We start from the raw sequence: 26,222 nt of genomic DNA on the forward strand, positions 1-26,222 counted from the left end.
TACTGTTCTTAACCCATAAATCCTTGCACTAAAGCATATTGGGTTAACCTTTCAGCTTGTTTTTCTAAGTTGTCTTTTGAACCATTATCAGAAACACGGCAGTAGATAGCTACAACTTTGTTAGGGTTTTGGTTAGTTTCACGTAGACTAATAATTATGGTTCCTGTAGGTTATTCATAACCTGTGATTACGCCGGATTTGTACCAACGCCACGCAGTTCTATAACTTATCCCTACCTTTTTTGCATAATCAGATAGTTTCATTCATTTAATGATCGTACATTCATAATTATATTATACTACAAATGTACATAAATGACTATAAATTCATTAAATTGTAGTCAAGACTCAAGTCTTGACTACGAGCCAAGATTATTTAGTCCCCCAGTTTTAATACTTATCAGGATACTTGCGTTTAAAGTAGTCTTCTAGAATTTCTAAAACCATCGGACCTGCAAGACTACCACCACCACCGCCAGAATGTTCAGTAAAAGCAACGATAACGATTTCCGGTTGATCTACGGGAGCGTAAGCACCAAACCAAGCGTGATTTTTTTTCACCCGATTTTGCCATGCTTCAGCTGTACCGGTTTTACCAGCGACGGGAGGGAGTGTAGGCTTGTTTAAAACTTGACCAGTACCGTGAGTAATCACCTTCCTTAATCCATCATGGAGAATTTTAATGGTTGTCGGCTTCATTTTGATAAGTTTTCGCCAGTTTGCAGCTGGTTGATTATCTTTGAGTAAATGGGGCTGGACTCGGTAACCACCATTAGCCGGAACTGCAAACATGACCGCAACTTGTAAAGGACTACTTAATAAAGCACCTTGGCCGATTGACATATTCACCGTATCCCCCACAGTCCAAGGCATATTTCGATGCTTGCGTTTCCAGTCGTCATCTGGGACTAAACCCCTGGTTTCTTCGGCAGCAAAATCAAAGCCAGTTTTTTCACCAAATCCAAATTTACGAGTCCATTCAATTAAAGTGGGTCCACCCACTGCTTGAGCAATTTGGTAAAAGAAAGTATCACTACTCCATTGCATTGCACCCACAAAACCTAAAGGGCCGAATCCGGCGTGGTTCCATTCACCAAATGTGATCCCACCAATAGTTAAAGAACCGTAGGTTTGGAGTATGGTTTTGGGAGAAAATTTCCCCGATTCCAATCCTGCGGCTGTAGTGACAATTTTGAAGGTACTGGCGGGAGGAAAAGCACTCAGAGCGCGATTCACTAAAGGATGGTTGGCACCTTGGACAGATTCCCAGTCTTTTTGCGAAAGTTTTTGTTTAGAGAAGATATTGGGGTCAAAGGTGGGGCGAGACACCATGGCTAACACCTCGCCATTGTTGGGATCAAGTGCTACAACTGCACCATTATACTTGCCTAAAGCTTTGTTTGCCGCTATTTGCAGATTTAAATCTATAGTTAAATTTAAATCACTACCCGACTTTGCTGCTTTTTCTCCCAACACTCGAACCGGACGACCAGCCCGGTCTACTTCTACTTGCTGACCGCCCCATTCACCCCGCAGAGTATTTTCGTAAACCTTTTCAGTCCCCATCTGACCAATGACATCTCCTAATCGATAGCCTAACTCCCGCTTCCGTTGTAGCTGTTCGGCAGTTAATTCTCGTGTATAGCCCAGGACATGGGCTAATTCCTGACCATGGGGGTAGTACCGAACCGCTTCCGTATGTATTTCTACGCCTTTGAGTTCCCTGTGATACTCTTTGAGGGCAGTTAGTTGGGCTTCATTCAGGTCACGAGCAATGGGAATTAGTGAAGAAGAGTTGGGTCCAGCCTCTTGTAATTTTTTTTCTATTTCTTCCTGGGGGATATTCAGAATTTTCTCTAAACGTGAACCCACAACAGACCAACCAGATTTTCTGTGGGCCATTGGCCACAAGTATACAGAACGAGGATAACGAGTACTAGCCAAAACCTTGCCATTTCGGTCAAAAATATTACCCCTTACTGGTTGTTTGGGAATGATCCGCACCCGGTTAGCTTCTGCTCTAGTTCGATGGTTTGTTCCTTCAACAATTTGCAAGTGTGCTAACCGCACACCTATTATACTTGTCATTAAGAGGGTGAATGCAATTAAAAATATGGGCTGAAAATCTCGTCCAACCGTACGTGTATTATTTTTTAGGGGTAGTCGGGATGGCTGCAATAAAGTCATAACACCCAGTTTCAATAGTCTACATTAACTGACACATTAACACTCTCCAGTCTCAAGACACCACCTCAACTATGCCGTTCTTTGACACTCCCCACGGTTATACAATAGTCGGAGAGTCAAACTATCATTTTCTATTTCTACCCGCTTTTAAGTCTCTGTCTTGGGTGTAACAACAATCAGTGCAAAGATAACATAAGTGCTATTTTTCATAGCATCTTGTCAGATAACCCAGCCCTAAAGGCATCGGGAATCTCAAATCAGCGCATTCTACCAGGGATTATGACTCAAACTCTCACCCACAATCATGATCAAATTACAAAATCTCAGCCGTTGGACGTTGAACTGCGTTATGTGTTCAAGTTTTTTAACCAGGAACCAGCAGTTAATGGGGTCGATTTGGATATTAAACGGGGAGAATTCTTAACTATTATCGGTGCTTCTGGTTGTGGTAAGACAACTATACTACGCTTGATAGCTGGGTTGGAGATGACTGATGCTGGTAAGGTGTTCATTCAGGGACACCAGATGACTAATGTCCCTGCTGCTCGCCGACCCGTAAATACTGTTTTTCAAAGCTATGCTTTGTTTCACCATATGAATGTATGGGATAATGTCGCTTTTGGATTGCGTGTTCACAAAAAAATCCCCAAATCAGAAATCGCCACCAGGGTTCAAGAGGCTTTAATGCTGGTCAAAATCGCAGATTTGCGATCGCGCTTTCCCGGTCAACTCTCTACTGCTCAACAGCAACGGGTAGCTTTAGCCAGAGCTATAGTCAATCGCCCCACTGTTTTACTGCTAGATGAACCTTTGAGAGCTTTAGACTTGAAGCTACGTCAGGAAATGCAGTTGGAACTGTGGAATTTACATAAACATTTAGGACTAACCATGATCATGGTGACACAAGATCGGCAACAGGCTATGTCTTTGAGCGATCGCATCGCCGTCATGAATCAAGGTAAAATTGAGCAAGTTGGTACTCCACAAGAAATTTACGAACATCCCCAAACCCCCTTTGTTGCTGATTTTATTGGGGATAATAATTTATTTACTGGTAAAATCATTTATGTAGATTCCTCATCAATACAAGTTGAGACCACAACGGGACTGAAAATTACGGTTGACCGCACAGAAAAAACACCAACTGAATTATCACAAACCGTAGTGGTGAGCGTCCGTCCCGAAAAAATCCAACTTTCCCTTTATCGGCCGAGTATATTAACTAACTGTTTTCCAGGACGGCTGAATCAGGTTATGTATTTAGGAACCCACCTTGGTTATGTTGTGGATTTGCTAAATGGTATCAGTATCAATATTTCCCAGCCAAATACTTTTGGCAGTTTACCAGAGCGTGACATACCTATTTATGCTTGGTGGATGAAAAGTGACTGTATAGCTTTCAGGAATTGTACTGATGTCCGTGGAGGTTTGAAGAAGTCTTAGCTAACGGTCCGTAAGAAATCTGGAATTTTGGCGGTTGCTGAGTTATGGATCATGGTTGGTAATTTTGGCTTTTATATTCAAACTCAGCAGCCCTAATGACTTTACTTACAGCTATTGTCAGGTAAATCAACCACATTTTTCAGTCTGACGCTAAGACGCAAAAGACATGAAACTTTTTGCCAGTATCTATACCGTCTCTGGCATTTTTGTGTTACTAGGAATACGTCCCTGTACAATCAACATTGAGCAAGGAGCATGATGTAGTGCATAATTACTGACACTCCCTAGCAAGAACTCACTGATGCCAGTACGACCGCGACGACCAACTATGATTAAGTCAGCAGGCAAATTACGAGCCACTTCACAAATTATCCTCCCAGCATCACCGAGATTTTGGGTAAACCCTGCTTTTACACCGGCATTAGTTGCTGTATCACTCAGCGATCGCAACCAGTCTAGTCTCTGTTTTTTTAGTTCTTCCCACTCTCGCATATAACTTTCAATAGGTGCGGTTTGCACAGATGGATATATGGTATCTGGTTGTGTAAATACAGGGCTGAGATAGGGGTCTTCTAATGGGGATAGTACGTGTAGCAACATCAGTTCCGCATCAGACGCTTTTGCTAAAAATACACCTTGTTCAAAGACATATTGACTCGTTTCTGATTGATCCACAGCTACCAAGATTTTCTGATACATACTTCACATTCCTGACTATAATTAACTTATCCTAATTGTAGTTTCTTATATCCAGTACAAAAGTTTAAAATTATTGTCATTTTTCCAGCCCCACATTATAGCTTATTTGTGGTAGTCATAGCCAAAGCAATATCCACCTGTTTGCACACAGATGCTGGGGTGGAAGAGTTATCTAACACCACATTTGCACGCGCTGCTTTTTCTTCTAGAGATAACTGGCTATTAATGCGGGTTTGGGCTTGTTGTGGAGTTAAATTATTTCTCTGCATTAGTCTTTGCAGTTGCTGTGATTCCGAACACCGCACAACCCAGATTTCTGTGACTAAATCAGTCATCTGAGCTTCAAATAACAAAGGGATAACTAACACCAATGTTGGTGATGCTGATTTGGCCATGGCTTCCTGAAAGCGATGGACCACATAAGGATGTATCAAACTTTCTACCCACTGGCGTTCATCTGACTGGGTAAAGATAATTGCACCCAGTTGTTCTCGATTCAGGCTACCATCTGGGAGTAAAATTTCTTGGCCATAACGTCCTGCGATCGCCCGGAGAATGTCCGAACCTATAGCTACAGCATCCCTAGCATAAATATCTGCATCAAAAATAGGTATATTTTTAGCCGTAGCCAAATAATTGGCAACAATGGTTTTGCCTGTAGCAATACCCCCAGTCAAGCCAATGATGCGTTTATCCATAAGTCATTTTAACTTCAAAGCCGGCAATTCAACTAAGATTAAACTATACTTGATTAAATGTTATTTATTAGTCTTTGCGGAAACCAGACAACTCAGTCAAACTCTTGAGAGATTCAGAGCCGATGATCGAAACTAGCCAACGTCGAATTGTTATTGGGGATGTGCATGGACACTACGATGGGTTGATGAAATTAATGGAGTTCATCGCCCCCACATCAGAAGATCAAGTTTATTTTCTAGGAGACTTAGTTGACCGCGGTCCGAAAAGCTCACATGTGGTTAATTTTGTCAAGGAAAATAATTATGGTTGTCTACTGGGAAATCATGAACAGATGTTTTTCAAGATTGTCACCGGTGATCACATTTCTACATCAGCAATGCAAGCATGGCTGTATGGTGGGGGTCAAGCAACTATAGCCAGTTACGAAAAAGGTAGTATTCCTAAACAACATTTGGAATGGTTGGAATCTTTACCCCTGTACCTGGATTTGGGGGACATTTGGCTCACTCATGCTGGGGTTGACCCGGAGCTACCTTTAGCCGCACAAACAGCCGAGCAGTTTTGCTGGATACGCGACCAATTTCACAGCATTGAACAGCCCTACTTTACTGATAAACTGATTATCATCGGTCATACCATCACCTTCACTTTACCAGGAGTTGCCCCTGGTCAACTGGCACAAGGTCAGGGATGGCTCAATATAGATACTGGTGCTTATCATCCCCGGAGTGGCTGGTTGACTGGATTAGACACTACAAATAACATAATTTATCAAGTCAACATTTTTAATAATTCTCTGCGCAGCCTACCCTTAGCAGAAGGGGTGGTCATGGTTGAACCTGCTAAAATAGCCACTCGCCGCCATAAGCAGCGAGCCTAGTTGATCATTGACATTTTTACTAAAGTATGCTGCGGATTTGGGCGCGATAAGCAGCATGATTTAATCCGTCACCCTGATTGCTAGGTTGGGCATTAATAGAACTTTGGAGGGCATTAATGCGATCGCCTGTACCGGGATGAGTACTTAAAAATGTCGGTACAGACCCGCCACTTTGCATCAGCTTTTCCATAAAGGAAACCATCGCCGAGGGGGCATAACCAGCCGCTGTCAGAGCTTGTAAACCTCGGTTATCGGCATCAAATTCATCTTGACGACTGCGGGGACGCTTGAGTGCCAGTTCTATACCAATTCCCACTGCGGTATTACGATCTAAACCTGCGGCTGAAACTAGACCACTAGCGATGGTGCTTTGGCGCATCTGTTTGACTAAGTGCCTACCGCCAATGTGACCAATTTCATGAGCAATTACACTGGCTAATTGCCCTTCATTATCTGCGGCTTTGATTAAACCTGTATGGATATATACAAACCCACCCAAAGTAGCAAAGGCATTGATGGTGTTATCCTCAACTACTTGAAAGGTGAAGGGAAGCTGAGGGCGATCGCTATTAGCTACCAAACGCCGGCCAATTTGTTCCACATATTGATTAATTTGAGAATTGCGGCTAAAGCGAATATTACTACTGCGTAACTGCTGATTCATCTGCCGACCCAGATCCACTTCCTGAGCATCAGACATATTAGATATCTGAATTACCTGTATTCCCCGGAACAGAAGAGAGCGGATATCAAACGCCCTTCCCGGCAGGGGTGTACTTAGGCACACACTCAGGGCAACAACCACGGCAATCAAGGGATAAAACCAGCGACGCAGCCACCCATGGTGAGCAAAAAAAGCTTGACAATTCATGATCATTAACTGTAATGCAATAAATAACAGGACGAACTTATCCCTCTATAAGTTGCACCTGAGCCTATAAACAAAGCTAGGGTTAGTAGCTAGTATAATTCTCAGTATTCTCCTCATAAATGATCTCATAGGAAAAGTTCTGATGACTATTTTAGATTCCAAAGGAAGATTGTTTGGTAAAATCAACTTACTTGATTTAGGGGCTGCACTAGTAATAATACTAGTCATAGTTGGTATATTTATTTTTCCTGGAACCACGGGTTCTGTTGCCCAAATCGGTACCAAAACCGTACCCATTGAAGTTGACTTAGCCGTTCGCGGTTTAAATGTACGCGACCCTCAACGTTTATTTGAGGCCGGATTCACCAAAGGGGGTAAAACTAACGTTATTATTCGGAATCAACCCTACGGTCAGATTAGCATCAAATCCGTGCAACTACTACCGCGAACCGTGACAGTTTCCCAACCAGATGGATCTGTGAAAGAATTACCAGATCCTAGAACTAATAACTTTAGTACAGATATGCTTTTAACCCTAGAAGGTAAAGCCCAAATTACTGATACTGGGCCAGTATTAGGTAATAGCAAAGTTAAAATAGGTACAACCTTTGAATTAGAAGGTTTTAACTATAACTTTAATTCTACAGTGATCGATGTCAGAGTCAAAGATTAATGGGAACATCTCCCGCTTTAGCGGGAGATAATACAGCACATTTCATCTGAGTAGGTACAAAAGCGGACAAGATGCCCACCCCACAAAAGTTGTATCATTCAATCTGTACTTCAGATTCGGTGCTAGGTGCTGTAGGAACTAATTCAACAAAGTGAAAAACCGCCGAATTAATCCAATAGTCACCGCGGGTACTTCTAACTGGGGCGTTAATCCCACATTTTCTAAGGGCTGAAATACTCTGATAGCTTGGGGATTCTTATGCGCCAGACGACGACCAATTTCAGGTCCGGTGAATTGGGATTTTTGCCCCCAAATAATCCCAGTAGGAGTCGTCAACTGTTGAATATAAAGGGACAAATCAAAACATAAGTCACCACGGACAAAAGACAAGGCTGCATATTCAGCATTTGGTTGTTGGGCAGATTCCAGATAAGCCTCGACAATTTCCTCGTAAATGCGATGAGACTGGGCAAATTGCCTTTGTTCTAAAAAGTTGCGAATACCCGCACTTGTAGCAATTCCAGTGCTATAAAGTAAGCGATCAATCATGGGAACACTAACTACCTGGGCAAAAATACTGCGAGAGTAGTCTTGACCAAAATCTGAGAGTCCCGCCGGTGTCACTAGAATTAAAGACCGAAATAAATCGGGATGGGCGATCGCCACTCGAATTGTGAAAGCCGCAGTCAGGGAAGAAGCGATCACCCTCACAGGTCCTGTACAAGTTTGCTGTAAAAACTCCCGAATCGTCGTCAGATAATCATCAATCATATAGTTTCGGGCTGGATGCTCAGACCTACCCCAACCGATTAAATCCGGTGCTAGAATGCGATACTCAGCCGCAAAAGCCGGATAAACCTTTGACCACTCATAAGCAGAAGAACCACCACCAAAGCCATGTAAGAAAACTAAAGTTTCCTGCTCATCTGTTGCAGTTCCATTCTGCCAAGGTGAGCTAGTGGCAGTATAATAAACCATCTTACCCAGTGAGGTCATTATGGAGCGTTGCTCAAATCCCTGTGGTTGAAACATAAGTATTGATTAGAGTTATGTAATAATCGGATCGCTGGCCTATTGAACCGAGACAGACTACAATTTTAATGATCACTCAGCCAGTAAATTTAAACCTCTGGCCACCGTCATAAATGATTTTTATGCGTCCTGTGCTATTTTTTTGATAGCCGTCTTAATATTAGACAATTTTTTATACACTAGATCAAGACTATGGCAAAGGCTTCATTTTTTATTAAAGTAATTACACAGATACTGCAATGCTTACCTGGAGAGTTGAAAACAAGCAGCTACAAGCAACTAAGTTTCCAGGTATTTTCCGGTCCGGGGGGTATTCTGGGCTTTCTGACAATTGTTCTGGCCATGCTGTTGTGGAACTGGAAACTGCTCTTAGCCCTTGTAGTTGGGGTTGGGGTAATGTTATTAGTTTACTCAATGCAGAAATGGGACTGGCAATTACACTTATCCCAGCTGTGGCGGTCATTAAATAGTCCCAATTCTCGTTTTGCCTTAGCGGTAGGTAGTGGAGGTATTGCCACTTTTAGCACATACATGGCCGCTGCTATCTGGGTTGACTCTAAAAGTTCTTGGATTGCGACCGGTGCCATTGTCCAAGGTTTAGCAACCTTATTAACTTTAGTTTTACTGATGTGGCAAATCCTCAGTTTCCATGGAACACAACAGCAAAACAACCTTGATCAGTTGTTAGTTAATTTAACAGTAGAAGACCCATTGCAGCGTTTAATTACCATACGGCAAATAACTAAAATTATCGCTCATCACGGAATTGATCGCAAGGTACAGCAAGAAGTCATTCAGTGCTTACAGCTATTACTCAGTCAGGAGCAAGAAACAGTGATCAAAGATGCGGTTTTAGATAGTTTACAGGCTTTAGATGGTTTACAAGCTCTAGCATCCAGTCCAGTGAAACCTTTGCGCCCTCTATCTAGCAAGTCTCAGGTTACCGTTTCTTCCTCTGGAAAATTAGCTTAATCCTATATTCCACCCCTTGCAGTTACTCGATAAATCAAAGCTTTCACGGCAAATTCCGGCAAAGCCAACATCCGCCGCCAACGCCAAGGTTCTTGATATAGGCGATATAGCCATTCTAAGTTATTATTTGCCAACCAAGCAGGAGCGCGAGTTTTACCCCCCGACCAAATATCGAAGCTACCACCAACACCAATCCAAATTGCTTGGGGACACAAATCACGATTTTGGGCAATCCATAACTCTTGACGTGGGACTCCCAAACCTACAAAAATTACTTGTGGCTGCAATTGTCTGAGGGTTTGTTTTAATTGCTGTTCTTCTTCTAAGGTATGGTAGCCAGAATGAGTACCTACTACGTTTAAGCTGGGGATTTTTAGCTGCCAAAATTCCTTGGCTTTGACAACTACTTGGGGAGCGCCACCATAGAAAAAAATTTTTGTATCTGGTTGCTGTTGTCCCAGTTCTTGCAGCAGGTTTTCTGCTAGTTCAATCCCCGGAAAACGTTGCACTTTTTGCCACAAAAGCCACCGCAAATACAGCACTACCCCCGCACCATCTGGAATTACTAGGTCGGCATTTTTAATCGCTTGGGCCAGGGTCTGATTCTTTCGTGCCTGCATAGTCATTTCTGCATTCAGGGTCACCACATGAGCACCTCTACTTTGTCGTATGGATTCCAGCAGCCAGCCCGGATAATTGCTCACAATATGAACTGGTATTCCCAGTACCGAAAACTCTTGAGGCGGTTTCAACATAGCCTAATTTTCAATAGGAATTACAGGGGATGATTTCGACCGTTAGTCTATCAAATTTTTTTTCATTGAGCAAAAAAAATAATTATCTTCTGAACACCATAAGAATATCAAAATTATTTACTCAAAAGAGTTTCACATTACTATCTATTTTCAAGTTAAATTAATATATTATGCTGCCTAAGACTATGAATAAAATTCGGATTGCTATCATTGAAGATCATCAACTGACTCGTCTGGGGATTAGGAGACTTTTAGAACAAAGGGCGGAAATTGAAGTTGTAGGAGAAGCTGCAAATGCGGTGACAGGTCTGGAAATGTTAAAAAAGGTACAACCAGATATTGCAATTATCGATATTGGTTTACCAGACAAGGATGGTATTCAACTGACACGAGAGTTGAAAGCGCTCTCTCCTGCAAAATATTCACCTACAAAAGTGTTAATTCTCACCCTTCATGAGCATCAAGAATCTGTACTGGCTGCTTTTGCTGCGGGTGCTGACTCTTACTGTATGAAGAATATTACTTTTGATACTTTACTGGTAGCGCTACGGAACACTTATCAGGGCAATTGTTGGATTGATCCGGCGATCGCCAGGATTGTCTTACGAGCAGCACAAGCAAATACCCAATTACTCACAGATGCGCAGAATATTTTTTCTCCTGCAGATTCTCAGGTTCAGAAGAACAATACCCCAGCTTATAACCTGTCAACCAGGGAAGTACAAGTATTACGCTTAATGGTTGAGGGTTGTACTAATCCTATCATTGCACAACGACTCTATATTAGCATTGGGACGGTGAAAAGTCATATCAGAAGTATTTTGAGTAAGCTAGGTGCTGATGACCGCACCCAAGCCGCAGTAAGTGCTTTGCGCCATGGATTGCTGGGTTAACAGTTTCTGCTCATGAAGAAGAAGCTAGGTAATCGGGTGGGTTTTGTGACTATTTCCCGTCCGTCATCATGCACTATATATAAATAAATATTAAGTTAGTTAATAATTTTTGCTAATTTTATTTGATTTATTACTACCAATTCCTAAATACTGAATACAGTAGCAAGCCTAAACCTTATGGCATAGCCCTACAACCCCCAGGATTGTCAAGCCGGTAGAAAATCACCACTAGTAAACCAAGTTATGACGAAATCTATGGCAGCTTTATTTTGTTTGTCCCCACGGTATCGCCTTGATGATGAATCGCCTTGGCTACAAGGTATAGACCCTAGTCGTCATTATTGGCTGTCAGTGAATGGGGACAAGAATGTAACAATAGCTATACCTGGGTTGGTAGTTTCTTCAATAAGTGAGTTGAAGCCGACTATCCATCAGTTTCGCTGTTTACAGCCAGGGGAACAGATGACAGTAAATAGAATTGCCAGTGCTTCGACAATTCACTGTGTCAGTCCTAACTGTTATGCTGTGGAAGGTGAAATTAATGGCGCTCCTATTTGGCATCTGTTTGATCACGAAACTTTAGATAGTTTATTGATGACGGCACACCCAGATTGGCAATGTGCGCCGTCAGATATTGATTTGGGTCGGAGATTGTTACTGCGCTCCTTGGCACAAACCGCCGCTACGAAAAAATAGGCTCTGGGGACGGATACATCACGCCATCATCGGCGAATAGGTCTGCGGTTGTGTCAAATTACCCGGCGTTGAGAGTGGCAAAATAACCCAGTATAGTGGGTTCAGTGATGCCATCAAGAAATTCCGATTTTCTGGTAAGGGCGACCTTACATTCACCTGCTGCCATATTCTACCTTAAATCAGCAAATATTATCAGGTAAAATTATTCTGCGAAGGGGTCAACGCCCATCTCAGCTACTACCTTGCGCAAAACAGATATTTGCTGACCAAAATCTAATACCTTGATTGCTTCAAGTACCTGTAAACCATCACGGGATAATTGATAACCAACTGGCATGGGTACAACCAAGTGTTTTACCATTAATTCTGATAATTCGTACCAAAAAGCCAACTTTGTATTATTGCTGAGGATACCGTAGGAGCGGCAAATGGGGGTATTTTTATGAGCAACTAAGTCACGCATGACATCTAACTGCTCTGCATAGGACATCTGCTTGATTTGACTTAGCAGACCCTCAGCTAACTGTAAACGGGCTACACCAGTGGCTGCAGGTGTAATGGAACGTCCCATTTCTGTATAAACATACCATAGCACTGCTAGCTGGTCATCTGCGGTCAGACTTTGGAATACAGCCGTGGTGGAGTTAACAGCATCAGCGGACTGATTACTCTGATTTAAAGCATTAGATAAACTGGTTGAAGCTGAATCAGAAGTGAATGTCATGATATTACCACAGTTGGTTAATGGAAGTACACAGGTGGCAAGCTGGAGGCTTAAAATACACCTTAATTGACATCTTGCACGATTTCTTAACAAAAATCAAATAATTTTTACATATAGGTATATTAAGAAATGTTGAACAAAGGAAAATGGATCAATATTCTGTAACTAGCAGCAGTGTAGTGAAAGCTAAAGCCAGAGAGTTGGGATTTCACAAGGTGGGGATTACTGCTGTCAATGGGGTAGATGATACAAACGTCCAGAGGTTACAAACATGGGTAAATCTGGGTTATCACGCCGATATGGAATGGATGAATAACCCCAAGCGTCAAGATATTACCTTAGTTATGCCAGAAGTGCGATCGCTTGTATGTGTCGCTCTCAACTACTACACACCAGATCAACGTCCTGGAGGTGAAGAATATGCTAAAATATCTCGTTATGGCTGGGGTAGAGACTATCACCGGGTGATGCATAAAAAGCTCAAAGCTTTGACTACTTGGTTGCAATCACTAGACACAACTATTCAAGCCAGATATTATGCAGATACAGGACCTGTACAAGATAAACTCTGGGCGCAACGAGCGGGGATCGGTTGGATTGGTAAAAATGGTAATGTCATCACTAGGGAATATGGATCTTGGGTATTTTTAGGGGAGATATTGACCAATCTAGAACTAGAGAGCGATCGCCCACACACAGAACACTGTGGTAGCTGTACTCGTTGCTTAGAAGCCTGTCCCACAGGTGCAATTACCCAACCCTTTGTGGTGGATGCCAATCGGTGCATAGCCTATCATACCATTGAAAATCGCTCCGAAACCTTACCAGAAACCATATCAGCCAATTTACAGGGCTGGGTTGCGGGTTGCGATATTTGCCAAGATGTGTGTCCGTGGAATCAGCGGTTTGCGCAAACGACGGATGTAGCTGATTTTCAGCCTTATTCTGGGAATGTTGCCCCCCTTCTGGTAGAATTAGCCAATATATCCCACCAAGAGTGGGAAAAACGCTTTCCTGCTTCAGCCTTGCGGCGAATTAAGCCAGAAATGTTCAGGAGAAATGCTCGTGCTAATCTTGATGCATCCCCACCTAAAGAATGACCCACAAAGTAATTATTTTTGATTTTGATGGTACGATTGCGGATACAGTAGATGCTCTGGTGAGTATCGCCAATCGTTTAGCTGGAGAGTTTGGTTATATCCAAATTACTCCAGAGGATTTAGCCCGGCTGAGAAATTTTACCTCTAGGGAAATTATTAAATACTCTGGGGTCTCTATGTTGAAAATTCCCTTCCTTCTCAAAAAAGTTAAGGGGGAATTAAAAGCAAAAATCCCCGAATTAAAACCTATACCGGGTATTTCTGAAGTTCTATTAGCACTGCATAGTCAAGGTTATAGACTGGGAATCATTACATCTAATTCCCCAGAAAACGTCACAGCATTTCTGAGCAACAACCAATTAAATCACTTGTTTGAGTTTATTTATTCAGGGGTGACAATCTTTGGCAAGACAACTATAATTAATAATGTATTAAAACAGAAAAAACTCAACCCTACAACGGTAATTTATGTGGGGGACGAAACCAGGGATATAGAAGCTTCAAAAAAAGCCAATATTAAAGTTATTGCGGTGACTTGGGGTTTTAATTCTCCAGAAGCTTTAGCTAAACAAGAACCATATATTTTAATTAACCATCCCCAGGAACTACCGGAAGTTATCGGAGTTGTAGACTGTTGAATATTTTCACCAATCCTCTTGAGAGGATTTTTGCTTTCAGACGGGGAATTCATTCCCCGGATTGGTTGAACACTGCCTGTGTATCCCCACCCACCCGGAAATCAATTTCCGGGCTAATAGCGGAAATCGGTTCAAACCGATTAGAAATTGCCTGAATATTTTCATCAATCCTCTTGAGAGGATTTTTGCTTTCAGACGGGGAATTTATTCCCCGGACTGGTTGAACCGATGGTGGGTTCATTCCCCCACACTGGTTAACCTAATCCTCAACTATTCCTTGATGTAGTTGACCTGATTGTGAATCTATGGCGCGATCGCATTGACCATCCAAGATTACATCCCCATCCCCTTGAGTGTCCGTACAAAATACTTAGCCACAGAGAAATAAGATTTACCAAAAGATGTATAATATTCTTCTGTTGGTTATAGCGAGAACTTTCTCGCTGTTCTTGTATAACAGCACATAGAGGTTACCGAAAGCCAGTGACTGAACTTGCAGCGGGGGAAATTGTCCGGGTGCGATCGCGCCAATACCTAATTGAGGATGTGGTATTTCCATCCACCCCAGCAGAAAATACTTTAGTTTCCCTGTCATGTTTAGAAGATGATGCACTAGGGGAAAAACTAGAGGTACTGTGGGAGAAAGAAATTGATGCCAAACTCATAGGTAAAACCTCATGGGAAATTATAGCCCATCGGGGCTTTGATAGTCCCGGGCTATTTTCTGCCTATCTCCATACTCTGCGCTGGAATTGCGTCACCTCCACAGATCCGAAACTCTTTCAAGCACCATATAGAGCGGGTATTGAAGTCAAAGCGTACCAACTCGAACCCCTGCGCAAAGCCTTATTAATGCCGAGAGTGGGTTTATTTATTGCGGATGATGTGGGTTTAGGTAAAACCATAGAAGCCGGGTTAATTCTGCGGGAAATGTTGATGCGGCAAAAAGTCCGGCGGGTGGTGATTTCCTGTCCGCCCTCAGTGGTGCGACAATGGCAACAAGAAATGGAAAGCCGCTTTGGGTTAACCTTGATAATTTTTGATCGGGAATTTATGGCTAGTCGTCGTCAAGAACGCGGCTATGGGATTAACCCTTGGACAACTCACAACCGCTTTATTATTTCCCATGCTTTATTACGAGATGAAACCTATGCTGCACCTTTGCGAGATTGGTTAGGAGATTTCAGCGGTGGGTCAATGTTGATTCTGGATGAAGCCCATAACGCCGCCCCTGCGAGTGGGTCGAGATATGCTGTAGACTCCCAACTAACCAGAACCCTCCGGGATATCGCCCCCAGATTTGAACATAAACTGTTTCTCTCAGCTACACCTCACAATGGACATTCTAACAGCTTTGCAGCATTGTTAGAAATTCTTGACCCTCAAAGATTTTGTCGCGGCGTACCAGTGCGCGATCGCCAACTGTTAGATACAGTCATGGTCAGAAGATTAAAACAAGACCTGCGAGAAATTGGCGAAGAATTTCCCGAACGGCGAGTAATACCTATTATTATTGATCACCTCCCAGAAAACGCCCCAGAATTGCAACTCTCACGCTTACTGCAAGAATATCGCCACCTGCGGGAAGAAAGACTAAAAACAGCATCTAAATCTAGTCAAAATGCCGCCATGCTGGTAATTACTTCCCTACAAAAGCGGTTGCTATCTTCCATAGAAGCATTTGCACGGACTTTAAAAGTCCATCGGGCGGCTGTGGTTCGACTCCGCTCACCAACCATGGAAAAGAAAATTACTCACCATGTAAGTCAAATAGATAACTTACCCTTGCTGCGGGAAACCCCCGGCGCAGACGATGAACGGGCGGAATTACCAGAGGAAGAAATTCAAGCAGAGGAAGATAGCCAAGTAACATTAGCTACCGCCAACGCTGTGAATATAGGGTTAAGCAGTCGGGAATGGGAAATTTTAGAGCAGATGACCGACATCGCCAACCAAGCCAGATATGAACCAGACCCACGGGTAAAAAAATTAGAGGCTTGGATTAAAGAACATCTGTGCCCCAACTTAGGTCAACCTAACGCCCCTTGGCTAAATAGAAGAGTCATTATATTTACTGAATATATAGACACGAAAAACTACCTAAAACAACAACTAGAAGCAGCCATTACTGGCTCCCATAGAGACACACAACGGCTAGATGTATTTCATGGTGGGATTATTGGGGAAGATCGCCGGGATGTAATCAAAAATGCCTTCAACGCCGACCCCGCCCATCATCCCCTGCGGATTCTCATTGCTACCGACGCAGCGCGGGAAGGGGTAAACCTGCAAAACAACTGTGCGGATCTGTTCCATTTTGATATACCTTGGAACCCTTCGAGAATGGAACAGCGCAACGGACGGATTGACAGAAAATTACAGAGAGCGCCTGTAGTTAACTGTTACTACTTTGTGTTAGCTCAACGCCCAGAGGACCAAGTATTAAAAGTATTGGTGAAAAAAACCCAAACCATTCACCAAGAACTAGGAACCCTTTCACCGGTACTACAGAAAAACCTATCCCAGTTACTAGAAACTGGGATTCGCCACCATCAACTCAATAATATTACTGCTGCTATAGAAAAAGCTGATTTACCCAACTCACAAATAACTAACACCGAACTGGAAGCAAATCGACAGCGCAGGGAACAGTTAACCCAGCAATTATCCCAACTACAAGAGATGCTGAAAAAATCCCGGGATTGGTTAGGACTAAGTGACGAACATTTCCGCCAGGCGATTTCTGCTTCATTAGAAATGCTAGGTACAACAGCTCTCACAGCTGTAGACCCAGCAGAAGTAATTCAAGACTCCGCAACCGCACGCTGGAAGCTCCCAGAACTTGACCAAAGCGCAGACCCCACATGGGTTAATACCTTAGACACTTTAAGAACCCCACGCCAAAAAGCACAGAAACCATGGGAATGGCGCAAGGAGTCCCCCATCCGTCCCGTAGTATTTCGCGACCCTGGTTCTTTAGATGGGGAAGTTGTACACCTCCACCTAGAACATCGGGTAGTTCAGCGATTGTTAGGTAGATTTTTATCCCAAGGATTTTTACATGATGAATTAACTCGTGCTTGTGTGTGTCTCACAGATGACCCCATGACTAAAATCATCGCTCTGGGACGCTTATCAATTTATGGAGAGGGAGCATCACGGTTACATGATGAAGTAATTACAGTCGCGGCCGAATGGTCTGACCCGGTAACCAGGGGAAGGAAGAAATTACAACCCCTCAAAGAAGGGGAAAAAGACGACGTATTGAAGTTATTAGAAACCTCCTTAGTAGCGCCGCGCTTGCAAAAAGTACCAGAAACAGTTAAACAGATATTACAAAAAAATGCCGACCAAGATATCGCCGCATTAATTCCCCATTTAGAACGACGGGGGGAAGATTTAGCCCAAAGAGCGCAGAAGAAGTTAACCGCACGGGGTCAAGCAGAAGCAGCGCAAATGAAGAAAATTTTAGAAGCACAACAGCAGCGCATTCAAGAACATCAAGGAGAAATTACACAGAAAAAAGCTATTCAGTTAAGTATTCCCTATGCAGAATTTCCCGCGCAGGAAAAACAGCAATTAGAAGCAGACCTTCGCTACTGGGAAAAACGACTCCAGGGACTTGCTGAAGAAATTAATTCTGAACCCGGACGTATTGAAGCTTCTTACCAAGTCAAAGCGATGCGCATTGAACCGGTGGGATTAATTTATTTATGGCCGGTTTCCGGTTGAGGGGTGTAAACTTTGATGAAAGATAGAGAAATTCAACAACATAAAGAATGGTTGGGCTTTTTACAACCAGTGGGGTTAGTGGTCTCCCCCATCGCATTAAATAATTTACAAGTTTCGGTAAATCGTAATGTTGTGGAGTTACAGCAGCGTTTAAATAGCATAGTTACACCGCTCATTGCTGAGTTTGCTAACTTTACCCAAGAAATTTTAGGTTGGGAACCTACGGATTTAGTTCCCAGTCCTGATGATTTGGTGGTATCCCTCCCGGAATATGGGGAAATTTTAAAACCTACCTATGGTGTCCCTGACCCGGATCATAGGGGTTGGCTGATGTTAGTCCAGGTAATTTCACCAGGTATAGATTTAGATAGGGTGAGGGAAGATACCACATCAACAGGGTGGCGAGCCAGCCCCCAAGCTAAGTTTGAGCGACTGTTACGAGAACAAGATATACCTGTGGGTATATTATGTAATGGTAGTCATTTACGCTTGGTCTATGCGCCTAGGGGAGAATCTTCGGGATACCTAACCTTTCCTGTACAGGCTATGTGCGAAGTGTCGGGACGGTTGATCTTAGGTGCGATGCATATGTTATTAGAAGAACAGCGAGTGTTCAATGGACCGACGGAACGCCGGTTACTAGCCTTGTTGGAAAATAGCCGCAAGTATCAAAATGAGGTTTCTACTAAGTTATCGGCACAGGTACTTGATGCTCTATGGGATTTGTTGCGGGGGTTCCAATCTGCGAATGTAGCTGCTAAGGGCAGGTTATTTGATGACATTGCTAAAAATAATTCTCAATATATTTACGGAGGACTAATTACAGTCTTGCTGCGGTTGGTGTTTCTGTTATATGCAGAAGATGAGGGATTAATGCCCCAAGATAGGATTTATATCAGCAATTATTCAGTTACAGGACTATATGAACGCTTGCGTACAGATGCGGGTAATTACCCTGATACAATGGATCAGCGTTATGGTGCTTGGGCGTGGTTACTGAGTTTATTTCGCCTGGTTCACGATGGGGGTAGTCATGGTGATTTATATTTACCACCACGAGCGGGACAACTGTTTGACCCCGATGAGTACCCATTTCTGGAAGGTCGCAGTTTATTAAATTCTCACTTATTAAATTCTCACTTACCATCGCAGATTGAACCGCCGCGGGTGTCTGATGGGGTAGTGTATCGAATCCTAGATAAGTTACTAGTACTAGATGGCGATCGCCTATCCTATCGCGCTCTGGATGTGGAACAAATCGGCTCAGTTTATGAAGGGGTCATGGGTTATGAAGTTGAACAAGCGACATCCCCCTCTATTGGTGTGTGGAGTAAACCCAATGGCGCAAAACATTCTGTAACCGTGGTGGTGAGTGTAGAAGAGATTTTGCAGACATCCCCCAAAGACCGGAGCAAATATTTACAGGAGGTTGCTGGGTGTGAGGTTTCCGGTAAATCATTAACCGAGTTAAAACAAGCTCAAACAGCACAAGATGTAATTACATCTCTAGGTCAAAAAATATCTCCCCAAACCCCTAGTTTATTACCCCCTGGTTCCCTATATTTGCAACCTGGGGAAGAACGGCGTAATAGTGGCTCCCACTACACACCGCGATCGCTCACAGAATCAATAGTTAAAGAAACTCTTAGACCGGTTTTAGAGTCTTTGGGAGCTAACCCCACTCCTGAGCAAATATTGGATTTAAAGGTATGTGACCCTGCTATGGGTTCCGGTGCTTTTTTGGTAGAAGCTTGTCGCCAATTAGCTGAAAAGCTAGTGGAAGCTTGGGACAAAAACCCTGGTTCAACCACAGTATCTTCTAATGAAGAACCTTTAGTTTGCGCTCGACGATTAATTGCAGAACGGTGTTTGTATGGGGTTGATAAAAATCCTTTTGCGGTAACTTTGGGCAAAATATCTATATGGTTGGTGACCTTTGCAGATAATTATCCTCTAACTTTTTTAGACCACTGTCTTAAGTCTGGTGATTCCTTGGTTGGTTTAACTCAAGACCAGATTAAACGGTTTACTTGGGAGGGCGATCGCACCTATGATGACCCGGACTTGTTGCTGTTAAATCAACAATTATCCAAGTCTAGATTTAACCGAGATGAAATATACCGACTAAGAGATGAGGATTACCAATCTAAACAGCAATGTTACCAAGCATCAGAGGAGTTATTAACTGATAGTCGGGTTAAGGCTGATATGGCGATCGCTGCTTTCTTTGGTGCGGGTAAACCTAAAGCTAGGAAGGAAAAAACAGATGAGTTATTCCAAAAGTATTTCCGATGGCGACAAAACCCAGAAAACAATACGGAGGTAATGGAGATTAGTCAAGGTTTACGCTCTCAAGAGAAACCTGTAATTCCCTTCAACTGGGAATTAGAGTTCCCAGAGGTATTTAACCGTCCTAATCCTGGGTTTGATGCGATCGTGGGTAATCCTCCGTTTGCGGGGAAAAATACAACTATCAACGCTAACGCCCTCGGTTACTTAGATTGGTTAAAGGTGGTTCACCCGGAATCCCACGGGAATGCAGATTTAGCGGCTCACTTTTTCCGACGTGCTTTTACCCTCCTGAGAAAAAACGGGACTTTTGGATTAATCGCCACTAACACTATCTCTCAAGGTGATACCCGCTATACAGGGTTAAGATACATCTGTGAAAACGGCGGGACGATTTACAACGCCACCAAACGGTTAAAATGGCCTGGTGTTGCGGCGGTGGTTGTTAGCATTGTTCATGTGATTAAGGGGGAATATGGACGGGTTAATCAAGATGTCAATATGCGATCGGTTCAACGGGACGGGGGAATAGATTCGCGCTCGGTTCAACCAGACCGGGGAATAAATTCCCCGTCTGAAAGCGAAAATCCTCTGAAGAGGATTGATGGAGATGTTGATACAATTTCTATTTCTGCTATTAGACCGGAAATTGATTTGCAGGCAGGTGATGGGGTAATTTTAGATGGTAAACCTGTTAATCATATTTCTGCTTTTCTGTTTAAAGCACCGGGTAATAATAACCCTAAGACCCTGTTAGCTAATGCGGGTAAAAGTTTTATTGGTAGCTATGTTCTGGGTATGGGTTTTACCTTTGATGATACTAACCCCAACGCGACACCCATTGATGAGATGTACCGGTTAATTGAGTCTAACGCTAAAAATCAAGAGTGTATTTTCCCTTATATTGGGGGTGAAGAGGTTAATTCTAGTCCTACCCATGCTTATCACCGTTATGTGATTAATTTTGGCGATATGAGTGAACAGGAAGCTAGGAATTATCCTGATTTAATGGCGATCGTGGAGACTAAGGTTAAGCCACAGCGCGATAAAGTAAATCGGGATGTTTATCGTAATAATTGGTGGCAATATGCAGAAAAACAAAGAGCTTTATTTAATGCGATCGCACCTCTTAACCGCGTGTTAGTAACTAATTGTGGTGCAACTTCTTATATGTCTTTTGCATTTTTGCCATCAAACTATGTTTATTCCCATGCTTTAGTAATATTTCCCTATGAAACATATTCAACCTTTACCGTCATCCAATCTCACATCCATGAGATATGGGGACGCTTTTTTGGTTCATCGCTAGAAGAACGATTGCGTTATACTCCCTCAGATTGTTTTGAAACTTTTCCATTCCCTGAGAACTGGGAACATGACCCCAATTTAGAAGCTATAGGGGCTGAATATTACCAGTATCGTGCTGAGTTAATGGTACGCAACAATGAGGGGTTAACTAAGACTTACAACCGGTTCCATGACCCGAATAATTTTGACCCTGAGATTATTAAGCTTAGGGAGTTACATATGGCGATGGATAAGGCGGTTATAGCTGCTTATGGGTGGTTTGACTTAAAGCCCCAGTATGAGTTTATTCTAGACTATGAGGATGAGGAGGATTCTAGTAAGCGTAAAAAGCCGTGGCGTTATCGTTATCCTGATGACTTGCGGGATGAGGTATTGGCTAGGTTAATTCGGTTGAATGGCGATCAATATGAGTTAGAAATCTTAGGGGGTAAAGGTGTAGATAAACCCAAACCCCAAGGAAAGACTAAAAAGACTGCTAAAAAAAAACCCAACCCGTTGCAGAAACATTAAGCTTGTTCCCTGATGAAAATAATTTATCTGTGGTTTCGACTTGACCGATGGTGGTTTCGACTTGACCGATGGTGGTTTCGACTTGACCGATGGTGGTTTCGACTTCGCCGATGGTGGTTTCGACTTCGCCGATGGTGGTTTCGACTTCGCTCAACCACCGGAGTGGGTATGTTCCCTGAGCGTAGTATGTTCCCTGAGCGTAGTCGAAGGGAACATTAAGGGCGATGGTGGTTTCGACTTCGCCGATGGTGGTTTCGACTACGCCGATCGTGGTTTCGACTTCGCTCAACCACCGGAGTGGGTATGTTCCCTGAGCGTAGTCGAAGGGAACTTTAGGGGCGATGGTGGTTTCGACTACGCCGATGGTGGTTTCGACTTCGCTCAACCACCGGAGTGGGTATGTTCCCTGAGCGTAGTCGAAGGGAACTTTAGGGGCGATGGTGGTTTCGACTACGCCGATGGTGGTTTCGACTACGCCGATGGTGGTTTCGACTTCGCTCAACCACCGGAGTGGGTATGTTCCCTGAGCGTAGTCGAAGGGAACTTTAGGGGCGATGGTGGTTTCGACTTCGCTCAACCACCGGAGTCGGATTGATACCAAATATTAAACAAAATACATGGAAAATAATACAACATCTCACCAAGTTAGATCACAGCTGATCACCGCTTTACAACTTGACCTTATTGGTCCGACTCCTGAAGATATAGACCACCAGGAAGAAATTCTTGATCAAGCACCATCAAAATGGTATCTTTCAGGTTTTTTAGTTCCCAGTGGTGCGCCCTTAGAACAACGGATAGATGATACAGTAAATGAGGATTTAGACCTGATGGAAGGTGGTAGCACCGCTGAAGATGAAAACGTACCAGAAAAACCCTTTGCTCAAAAAGCTTTTTTCCCATCATCTATGGGTTTAAGTTTCTTAGTTCCTCAAAATGCCAGCCAACTGAATATTACAGTACAGTGGGGTGATTACTTCCCCATTAAAGATGACCATCACCCAGAAGTTGAAACTTCATATACACAGCTAGATATTCTCTCACCCCCAGATAAGATAGATCAGACCCCCCCAGACAAATCGGGTCAAAATTTATCGGGTCAAAATTTATCGGGTCAAAACCTATCGGGATGCTGGAAACGTATACCCAAACAAGCCTATCTGACTATTCCACTCCCAGACCATCCCCCAGGCCAAGACAAAATAACTTACTCTGTACCTGACAGTGACGGTTTAAAGCTGGTTATTTCTATCCGCAATGTAGGTTACCAAGAATTAATACCAGAGGGAACCTATTCAGTTTCAGTATTTTTAGTCAATAATCGTCTGGTGACTGTAGATAAACAACGGGATATTAGTTATACCTTTCAAACAACCTTAATTATAAATACCCCAGAGCCATTAGTACCCCGTCCCAATTTACGGGGAAGAGATGACAACGATTGGGATGAAAATGTGGCAGACTTGCAATACCGTGATGATTATGAGTATGCTGTGGGTCATAACGTTTCTGCCATTTCCTTGACTAATTCTGATGGGGATTGTCATAATATTCAAACTGCTTGGATACCCACGGCAGATGTAGAAAAGGTGATAGCCAGCCCTGTGGACAAGGTAGAATTGGGGATGGAAGCCTTAGCTAAGGCATCTACACCGGAAGCATTGCAAAATATGCTCACTCCCATGAGCGATGCTTACGCTGGGTGGATTGAAAACCAACGCCATCAATGTCCCACTGATAGCGATCGCCTGGGGTTAACCACAGCAAAACGTTTAACCGTCGCCCAGAAATTACTTGACCGGGCAGAAGTTGCCAATCAACGCATTAAAGCTGGAATCACAGCTTTACAAGACCCGGAAATATTCACAGCTTTTTCTATTGCTAATCGTACCATTGCCAGATACATCCGTCAACGGGTCACCCACGGCAAAGATATTACACCAGAGTCCGTAGAAGCCCCTAAGTGGCGACCTTTCCAGCTAGGGTTTTTATTGATGAACCTAACAGGAATAGCTGACCCGGAAACAGGCGATCGGGAATTAGTTGATTTATTATTCTTCCCCACCGGTGGCGGTAAAACCGAAGCTTACCTGGGACTTGCAGCTTTTACCCTAGTTCTTAGGCGACTACGTTACCCCGGTATCAAATCCGCTGGGTTAAGTGTTCTCATGCGTTACACCCTGCGGCTTTTAACCCTTGACCAACTGGGACGCGCTGCGGCGATGATTTGCGCCCTAGAAATAGAACGTCAAAACAACCCCCAACAGTTAGGAACCTGGCCTTTTGAAATCGGACTTTGGGTAGGACAGGGGTCTACCCCTAACCGCATGGGTAAAAAAGGCGAGACTGATGATTATAGTGCCAGAAAAAGAACCCTTGATTTCCAAAAAGACGATGGCAAACCATCACCAATTCCCTTAGAAAGTTGTCCTTGGTGTGGGACTAAATTTAACCGCAATTCTTTTCAATTATACCCCAACCCTGATCATCCTACAAATCTGCGTGTATCTTGTGCCAATCGGCGCTGTCACTTTTCCAGAAATCAAGCTTTACCAATAGTCGCTGTGGATGAACCAATCTATCGCCGCTTACCTTGTTTTATGATTTCCACTGTGGATAAATTCGCCAGTTTACCTTGGGTGGGAGAAACAGGGGCGTTATTTGGCAAAGTAGACCGCTATGATGATGATGGATTTTATGGACCGACACAACCAAAGGGCGGTAAAACCCTAGGTGGTCATTTACCACCCCCAGATTTAATTATCCAAGACGAATTACATTTAATTTCCGGTCCTTTGGGAACAATGGTAGGACTATATGAAACCGCCATTGATGCTTTGTGTACCCAAGAAATCAACGGGAAAAAGATTCGCCCTAAAATTGTCGCTTCCACCGCTACAGTCCGCCGCGCACATCAACAAATTCAAGCTTTATTTGGTCGCAGTGAGGTTGATATCTTCCCCCCTCCAGGCCCAGACAGACGAGATTCATTTTTTGCTAAAACTGTTTCACCAACTGTAAAAAACCCCCGGATATATGTAGGTATTGCAGCCCAAGGACGCAGTTTAAAGGTGGTATTATTACGTACTTACTTGGCATTATTAAGCGCAGCCCAGAAGCACTGGTTAGAGTTGGGAGGGAAGAAAAACCCCCATAACCCCGCCGACCCCTACATGACCCTGTTAGGTTACTTTAATTCTGTGCGGGAGTTGGGAGGAAGTCGCCGGATTATCGAAGATGAAGTTAAATCTCGTCTGTTGACTTACAGTCAACGGTTGAGAATTAATGAAACTACTGGCTTATTTGCTGACCGTAAAATTGCTGATGAAATTGAAGAATTAACTTCTCGCGTCAATACTAGCCAAGTTGCAGAGACTAAACGACACCTGGAATCAACCTTTACCCAAGCGGATAAAGTTGATGTTGTCTTAGCTACTAATATGATTTCCGTGGGTTTAGATATTACCCGCTTAGGTTTAATGGTAGTTCTGGGTCAACCCAAAACCGCTGCGGAATATATCCAAGCTACCAGTCGAGTGGGAAGGGATGAGGAGCGACCAGGGTTAGTAGTAACTTTACTCAATATTCATCGTCCCCGCGATCGCTCCCATTATGAACGTTTTGCTGCTTGGCATTCTACATTTTACCGAGCCGTAGAAGCCACCAGCGTTACCCCCTTTTCCCCCCGCGCCATTGACCGAGGGATTGCAGCCATTACCGTCGCTTTAGCACGTTTGGGACATCCCAAAATGACCCCACCAATGGGCGCTTTTGACATTGCTCAACATCGTGATCAATTACAGTTTGTCATTGACACCATAGCCCAACGCGCACAAATGCAAGAGACCGAACCTAGTCAAGCACAAGCACAAGGTGAAAAAGTCGAAAGCCGAGTTAAAGACCTACTCGATAGTTGGGAAACCATCGCCAATAACAAAACCAACTTGCAATATCAACGGGAAGTAGGCGCAGCACCCCCCCTGCTGTTTGACACCCTCGACCCCGAACTAGACAAACAAAGTTCAGCAGCTCAGAAATTTAAAGCCCAGCGGAGTTTGCGCGATGTTGAACCAACAGTCAACATCTGGGTAATCAATCCTGAAAAAATAGAGGAATAAAAAT

19 protein-coding genes and 1 pseudogene are annotated in these 26,222 nt (G+C 43.4%); 11 read left to right on the forward strand and 9 right to left on the reverse strand.

Annotated features, from left to right (window positions below; translation table 11 throughout):
* Positions 1-389: 389 nt before the first annotated feature.
* The gene (mrdA, locus tag NWP22_RS08895) at positions 390-2,186 is read right to left on the reverse strand and encodes a penicillin-binding protein 2 (RefSeq protein WP_271731778.1); all 1,797 of its coding nucleotides are present in this window, start codon (positions 2,184-2,186) and stop codon (positions 390-392) included.
* A 279-nt stretch (positions 2,187-2,465) separates the two neighbouring features.
* Between mrdA and NWP22_RS08900 the strand changes: the two genes are divergently transcribed.
* Entirely contained in the window at positions 2,466-3,629 is a 1,164-nt protein-coding gene (locus NWP22_RS08900) for an ABC transporter ATP-binding protein (RefSeq protein ID WP_271731780.1), read from the forward strand.
* A gap of 186 nt (positions 3,630-3,815) precedes the next feature.
* Here the strand turns inward: NWP22_RS08900 and NWP22_RS08905 are convergent, their stop codons facing one another.
* Positions 3,816-4,328 carry a universal stress protein gene (locus NWP22_RS08905; RefSeq protein WP_271731781.1) on the reverse strand — a complete coding sequence of 171 codons (513 nt, stop codon included), beginning with the start codon at positions 4,326-4,328 and terminating at the stop codon, positions 3,816-3,818.
* A gap of 95 nt (positions 4,329-4,423) precedes the next feature.
* Positions 4,424-5,026 carry a dephospho-CoA kinase gene (gene coaE, locus NWP22_RS08910; RefSeq protein WP_271731782.1) on the reverse strand — a complete coding sequence of 201 codons (603 nt, stop codon included), beginning with the start codon at positions 5,024-5,026 and terminating at the stop codon, positions 4,424-4,426.
* A gap of 122 nt (positions 5,027-5,148) precedes the next feature.
* On the opposite strand from coaE, the gene NWP22_RS08915 reads away from it, so the two are divergent.
* A complete protein-coding gene (locus tag NWP22_RS08915; RefSeq protein ID WP_271731783.1) occupies positions 5,149-5,907 on the forward strand; it encodes a metallophosphoesterase family protein in 759 nt (252 codons plus the stop codon).
* Positions 5,908-5,926: 19 nt separating this feature from the next.
* On the opposite strand, the gene NWP22_RS08920 is transcribed toward NWP22_RS08915, so the two are convergent.
* The gene (locus tag NWP22_RS08920) at positions 5,927-6,778 is read right to left on the reverse strand and encodes a M48 family metallopeptidase (RefSeq protein WP_271731784.1); all 852 of its coding nucleotides are present in this window, start codon (positions 6,776-6,778) and stop codon (positions 5,927-5,929) included.
* Positions 6,779-6,920: 142 nt separating this feature from the next.
* On the opposite strand from NWP22_RS08920, the gene NWP22_RS08925 reads away from it, so the two are divergent.
* Positions 6,921-7,451: a DUF4330 domain-containing protein gene (locus NWP22_RS08925; protein ID WP_271731785.1), complete on the forward strand. Its 531-nt coding sequence runs from the start codon at positions 6,921-6,923 to the stop codon at positions 7,449-7,451.
* 138 nt (positions 7,452-7,589) lie between these two features.
* Here NWP22_RS08925 and NWP22_RS08930 read toward each other — a convergent pair whose 3' ends face one another.
* On the reverse strand, positions 7,590-8,483 hold the full coding sequence (locus tag NWP22_RS08930; RefSeq protein ID WP_271731787.1) for an alpha/beta fold hydrolase: 894 nt from the start codon (positions 8,481-8,483) through the stop codon (positions 7,590-7,592).
* A 192-nt stretch (positions 8,484-8,675) separates the two neighbouring features.
* Between NWP22_RS08930 and NWP22_RS08935 the strand changes: the two genes are divergently transcribed.
* On the forward strand, positions 8,676-9,455 hold the full coding sequence (locus NWP22_RS08935) for an armadillo-type fold-containing protein (RefSeq protein ID WP_280801754.1): 780 nt from the start codon (positions 8,676-8,678) through the stop codon (positions 9,453-9,455).
* Positions 9,456-9,457: 2 nt separating this feature from the next.
* Here the strand turns inward: NWP22_RS08935 and NWP22_RS08940 are convergent, their stop codons facing one another.
* A complete protein-coding gene (locus NWP22_RS08940) occupies positions 9,458-10,210 on the reverse strand; it encodes a WecB/TagA/CpsF family glycosyltransferase (protein ID WP_271731789.1) in 753 nt (250 codons plus the stop codon).
* A gap of 185 nt (positions 10,211-10,395) precedes the next feature.
* On the opposite strand from NWP22_RS08940, the gene NWP22_RS08945 reads away from it, so the two are divergent.
* Together NWP22_RS08945 and NWP22_RS08950 are read left to right on the forward strand one after the other, a co-directional pair.
* Positions 10,396-11,103, forward strand: a complete 708-nt coding sequence (locus tag NWP22_RS08945; protein WP_271731790.1) for a response regulator — start codon at positions 10,396-10,398, stop codon at positions 11,101-11,103.
* 255 nt (positions 11,104-11,358) lie between these two features.
* Positions 11,359-11,799 carry a hypothetical protein gene (locus NWP22_RS08950; RefSeq protein WP_271731809.1) on the forward strand — a complete coding sequence of 147 codons (441 nt, stop codon included), beginning with the start codon at positions 11,359-11,361 and terminating at the stop codon, positions 11,797-11,799.
* 202 nt (positions 11,800-12,001) lie between these two features.
* Here the strand turns inward: NWP22_RS08950 and NWP22_RS08955 are convergent, their stop codons facing one another.
* Positions 12,002-12,523 (reverse strand): orange carotenoid protein N-terminal domain-containing protein, encoded by a 522-nt coding sequence (locus NWP22_RS08955; protein ID WP_271731791.1) that lies wholly within the window; start codon positions 12,521-12,523, stop codon positions 12,002-12,004.
* 146 nt (positions 12,524-12,669) lie between these two features.
* On the opposite strand from NWP22_RS08955, the pseudogene queG reads away from it, so the two are divergent.
* Both queG and NWP22_RS08965 read left to right on the forward strand, forming a co-directional pair.
* Positions 12,670-13,645, forward strand: a pseudogene (queG, locus tag NWP22_RS08960) (tRNA epoxyqueuosine(34) reductase QueG).
* On the forward strand, positions 13,620-14,261 hold the full coding sequence (locus tag NWP22_RS08965; RefSeq protein WP_280801755.1) for an HAD-IA family hydrolase: 642 nt from the start codon (positions 13,620-13,622) through the stop codon (positions 14,259-14,261). The pseudogene queG and the gene NWP22_RS08965 overlap by 26 nt, the downstream one beginning before the upstream one ends.
* Positions 14,262-14,310: 49 nt before the next feature.
* Here NWP22_RS08965 and NWP22_RS08970 read toward each other — a convergent pair whose 3' ends face one another.
* On the reverse strand, positions 14,311-14,502 hold the full coding sequence (locus NWP22_RS08970) for a hypothetical protein (RefSeq protein ID WP_280801756.1): 192 nt from the start codon (positions 14,500-14,502) through the stop codon (positions 14,311-14,313).
* A 242-nt stretch (positions 14,503-14,744) separates the two neighbouring features.
* On the opposite strand from NWP22_RS08970, the gene drmD reads away from it, so the two are divergent.
* Positions 14,745-17,993 carry a DISARM system SNF2-like helicase DrmD gene (drmD, locus tag NWP22_RS08975; RefSeq protein ID WP_280801757.1) on the forward strand — a complete coding sequence of 1,083 codons (3,249 nt, stop codon included), beginning with the start codon at positions 14,745-14,747 and terminating at the stop codon, positions 17,991-17,993.
* 12 nt (positions 17,994-18,005) lie between these two features.
* Entirely contained in the window at positions 18,006-22,100 is a 4,095-nt protein-coding gene (locus NWP22_RS08980) for an Eco57I restriction-modification methylase domain-containing protein (RefSeq protein ID WP_280801758.1), read from the forward strand.
* Here the strand turns inward: NWP22_RS08980 and NWP22_RS08985 are convergent.
* The gene (locus NWP22_RS08985) at positions 22,066-22,677 is read right to left on the reverse strand and encodes a hypothetical protein (protein ID WP_280801759.1); all 612 of its coding nucleotides are present in this window, start codon (positions 22,675-22,677) and stop codon (positions 22,066-22,068) included. The genes NWP22_RS08980 and NWP22_RS08985 overlap by 35 nt on opposite strands.
* Positions 22,678-22,717: 40 nt before the next feature.
* Here NWP22_RS08985 and drmA point away from each other — a divergent pair, with 40 nt between their 5' ends.
* Positions 22,718-26,218 carry a DISARM system helicase DrmA gene (gene drmA, locus NWP22_RS08990; protein WP_280801760.1) on the forward strand — a complete coding sequence of 1,167 codons (3,501 nt, stop codon included), beginning with the start codon at positions 22,718-22,720 and terminating at the stop codon, positions 26,216-26,218.
* The last annotated feature ends 4 nt before the right edge of the window (positions 26,219-26,222 follow it).

The sequence above is a fragment of the Anabaenopsis tanganyikae CS-531 genome (genome assembly GCF_029891675.1).
Classification (GTDB): domain Bacteria; phylum Cyanobacteriota; class Cyanobacteriia; order Cyanobacteriales; family Nostocaceae; genus Anabaenopsis; species Anabaenopsis arnoldii.

Coding starts and splice junctions, on each gene's coding strand:
- mrdA (WP_271731778.1), bottom strand. CDS start 2,186: ATGACTTTATTGCAGCCATCCCGACTACCCCTAAAAAATAATACACGT.
- NWP22_RS08900 (WP_271731780.1), top strand. CDS start 2,466: ATGACTCAAACTCTCACCCACAATCATGATCAAATTACAAAATCTCAG.
- NWP22_RS08905 (WP_271731781.1), bottom strand. CDS start 4,328: ATGTATCAGAAAATCTTGGTAGCTGTGGATCAATCAGAAACGAGTCAA.
- coaE (WP_271731782.1), bottom strand. CDS start 5,026: ATGGATAAACGCATCATTGGCTTGACTGGGGGTATTGCTACAGGCAAA.
- NWP22_RS08915 (WP_271731783.1), top strand. CDS start 5,149: ATGATCGAAACTAGCCAACGTCGAATTGTTATTGGGGATGTGCATGGA.
- NWP22_RS08920 (WP_271731784.1), bottom strand. CDS start 6,778: ATGAATTGTCAAGCTTTTTTTGCTCACCATGGGTGGCTGCGTCGCTGG.
- NWP22_RS08925 (WP_271731785.1), top strand. CDS start 6,921: ATGACTATTTTAGATTCCAAAGGAAGATTGTTTGGTAAAATCAACTTA.
- NWP22_RS08930 (WP_271731787.1), bottom strand. CDS start 8,483: ATGTTTCAACCACAGGGATTTGAGCAACGCTCCATAATGACCTCACTG.
- NWP22_RS08935 (WP_280801754.1), top strand. CDS start 8,676: ATGGCAAAGGCTTCATTTTTTATTAAAGTAATTACACAGATACTGCAA.
- NWP22_RS08940 (WP_271731789.1), bottom strand. CDS start 10,210: ATGTTGAAACCGCCTCAAGAGTTTTCGGTACTGGGAATACCAGTTCAT.
- NWP22_RS08945 (WP_271731790.1), top strand. CDS start 10,396: ATGAATAAAATTCGGATTGCTATCATTGAAGATCATCAACTGACTCGT.
- NWP22_RS08950 (WP_271731809.1), top strand. CDS start 11,359: ATGGCAGCTTTATTTTGTTTGTCCCCACGGTATCGCCTTGATGATGAA.
- NWP22_RS08955 (WP_271731791.1), bottom strand. CDS start 12,523: ATGACATTCACTTCTGATTCAGCTTCAACCAGTTTATCTAATGCTTTA.
- NWP22_RS08965 (WP_280801755.1), top strand. CDS start 13,620: ATGACCCACAAAGTAATTATTTTTGATTTTGATGGTACGATTGCGGAT.
- NWP22_RS08970 (WP_280801756.1), bottom strand. CDS start 14,502: ATGAACCCACCATCGGTTCAACCAGTCCGGGGAATAAATTCCCCGTCT.
- drmA (WP_280801760.1), top strand. CDS start 22,718: ATGGAAAATAATACAACATCTCACCAAGTTAGATCACAGCTGATCACC.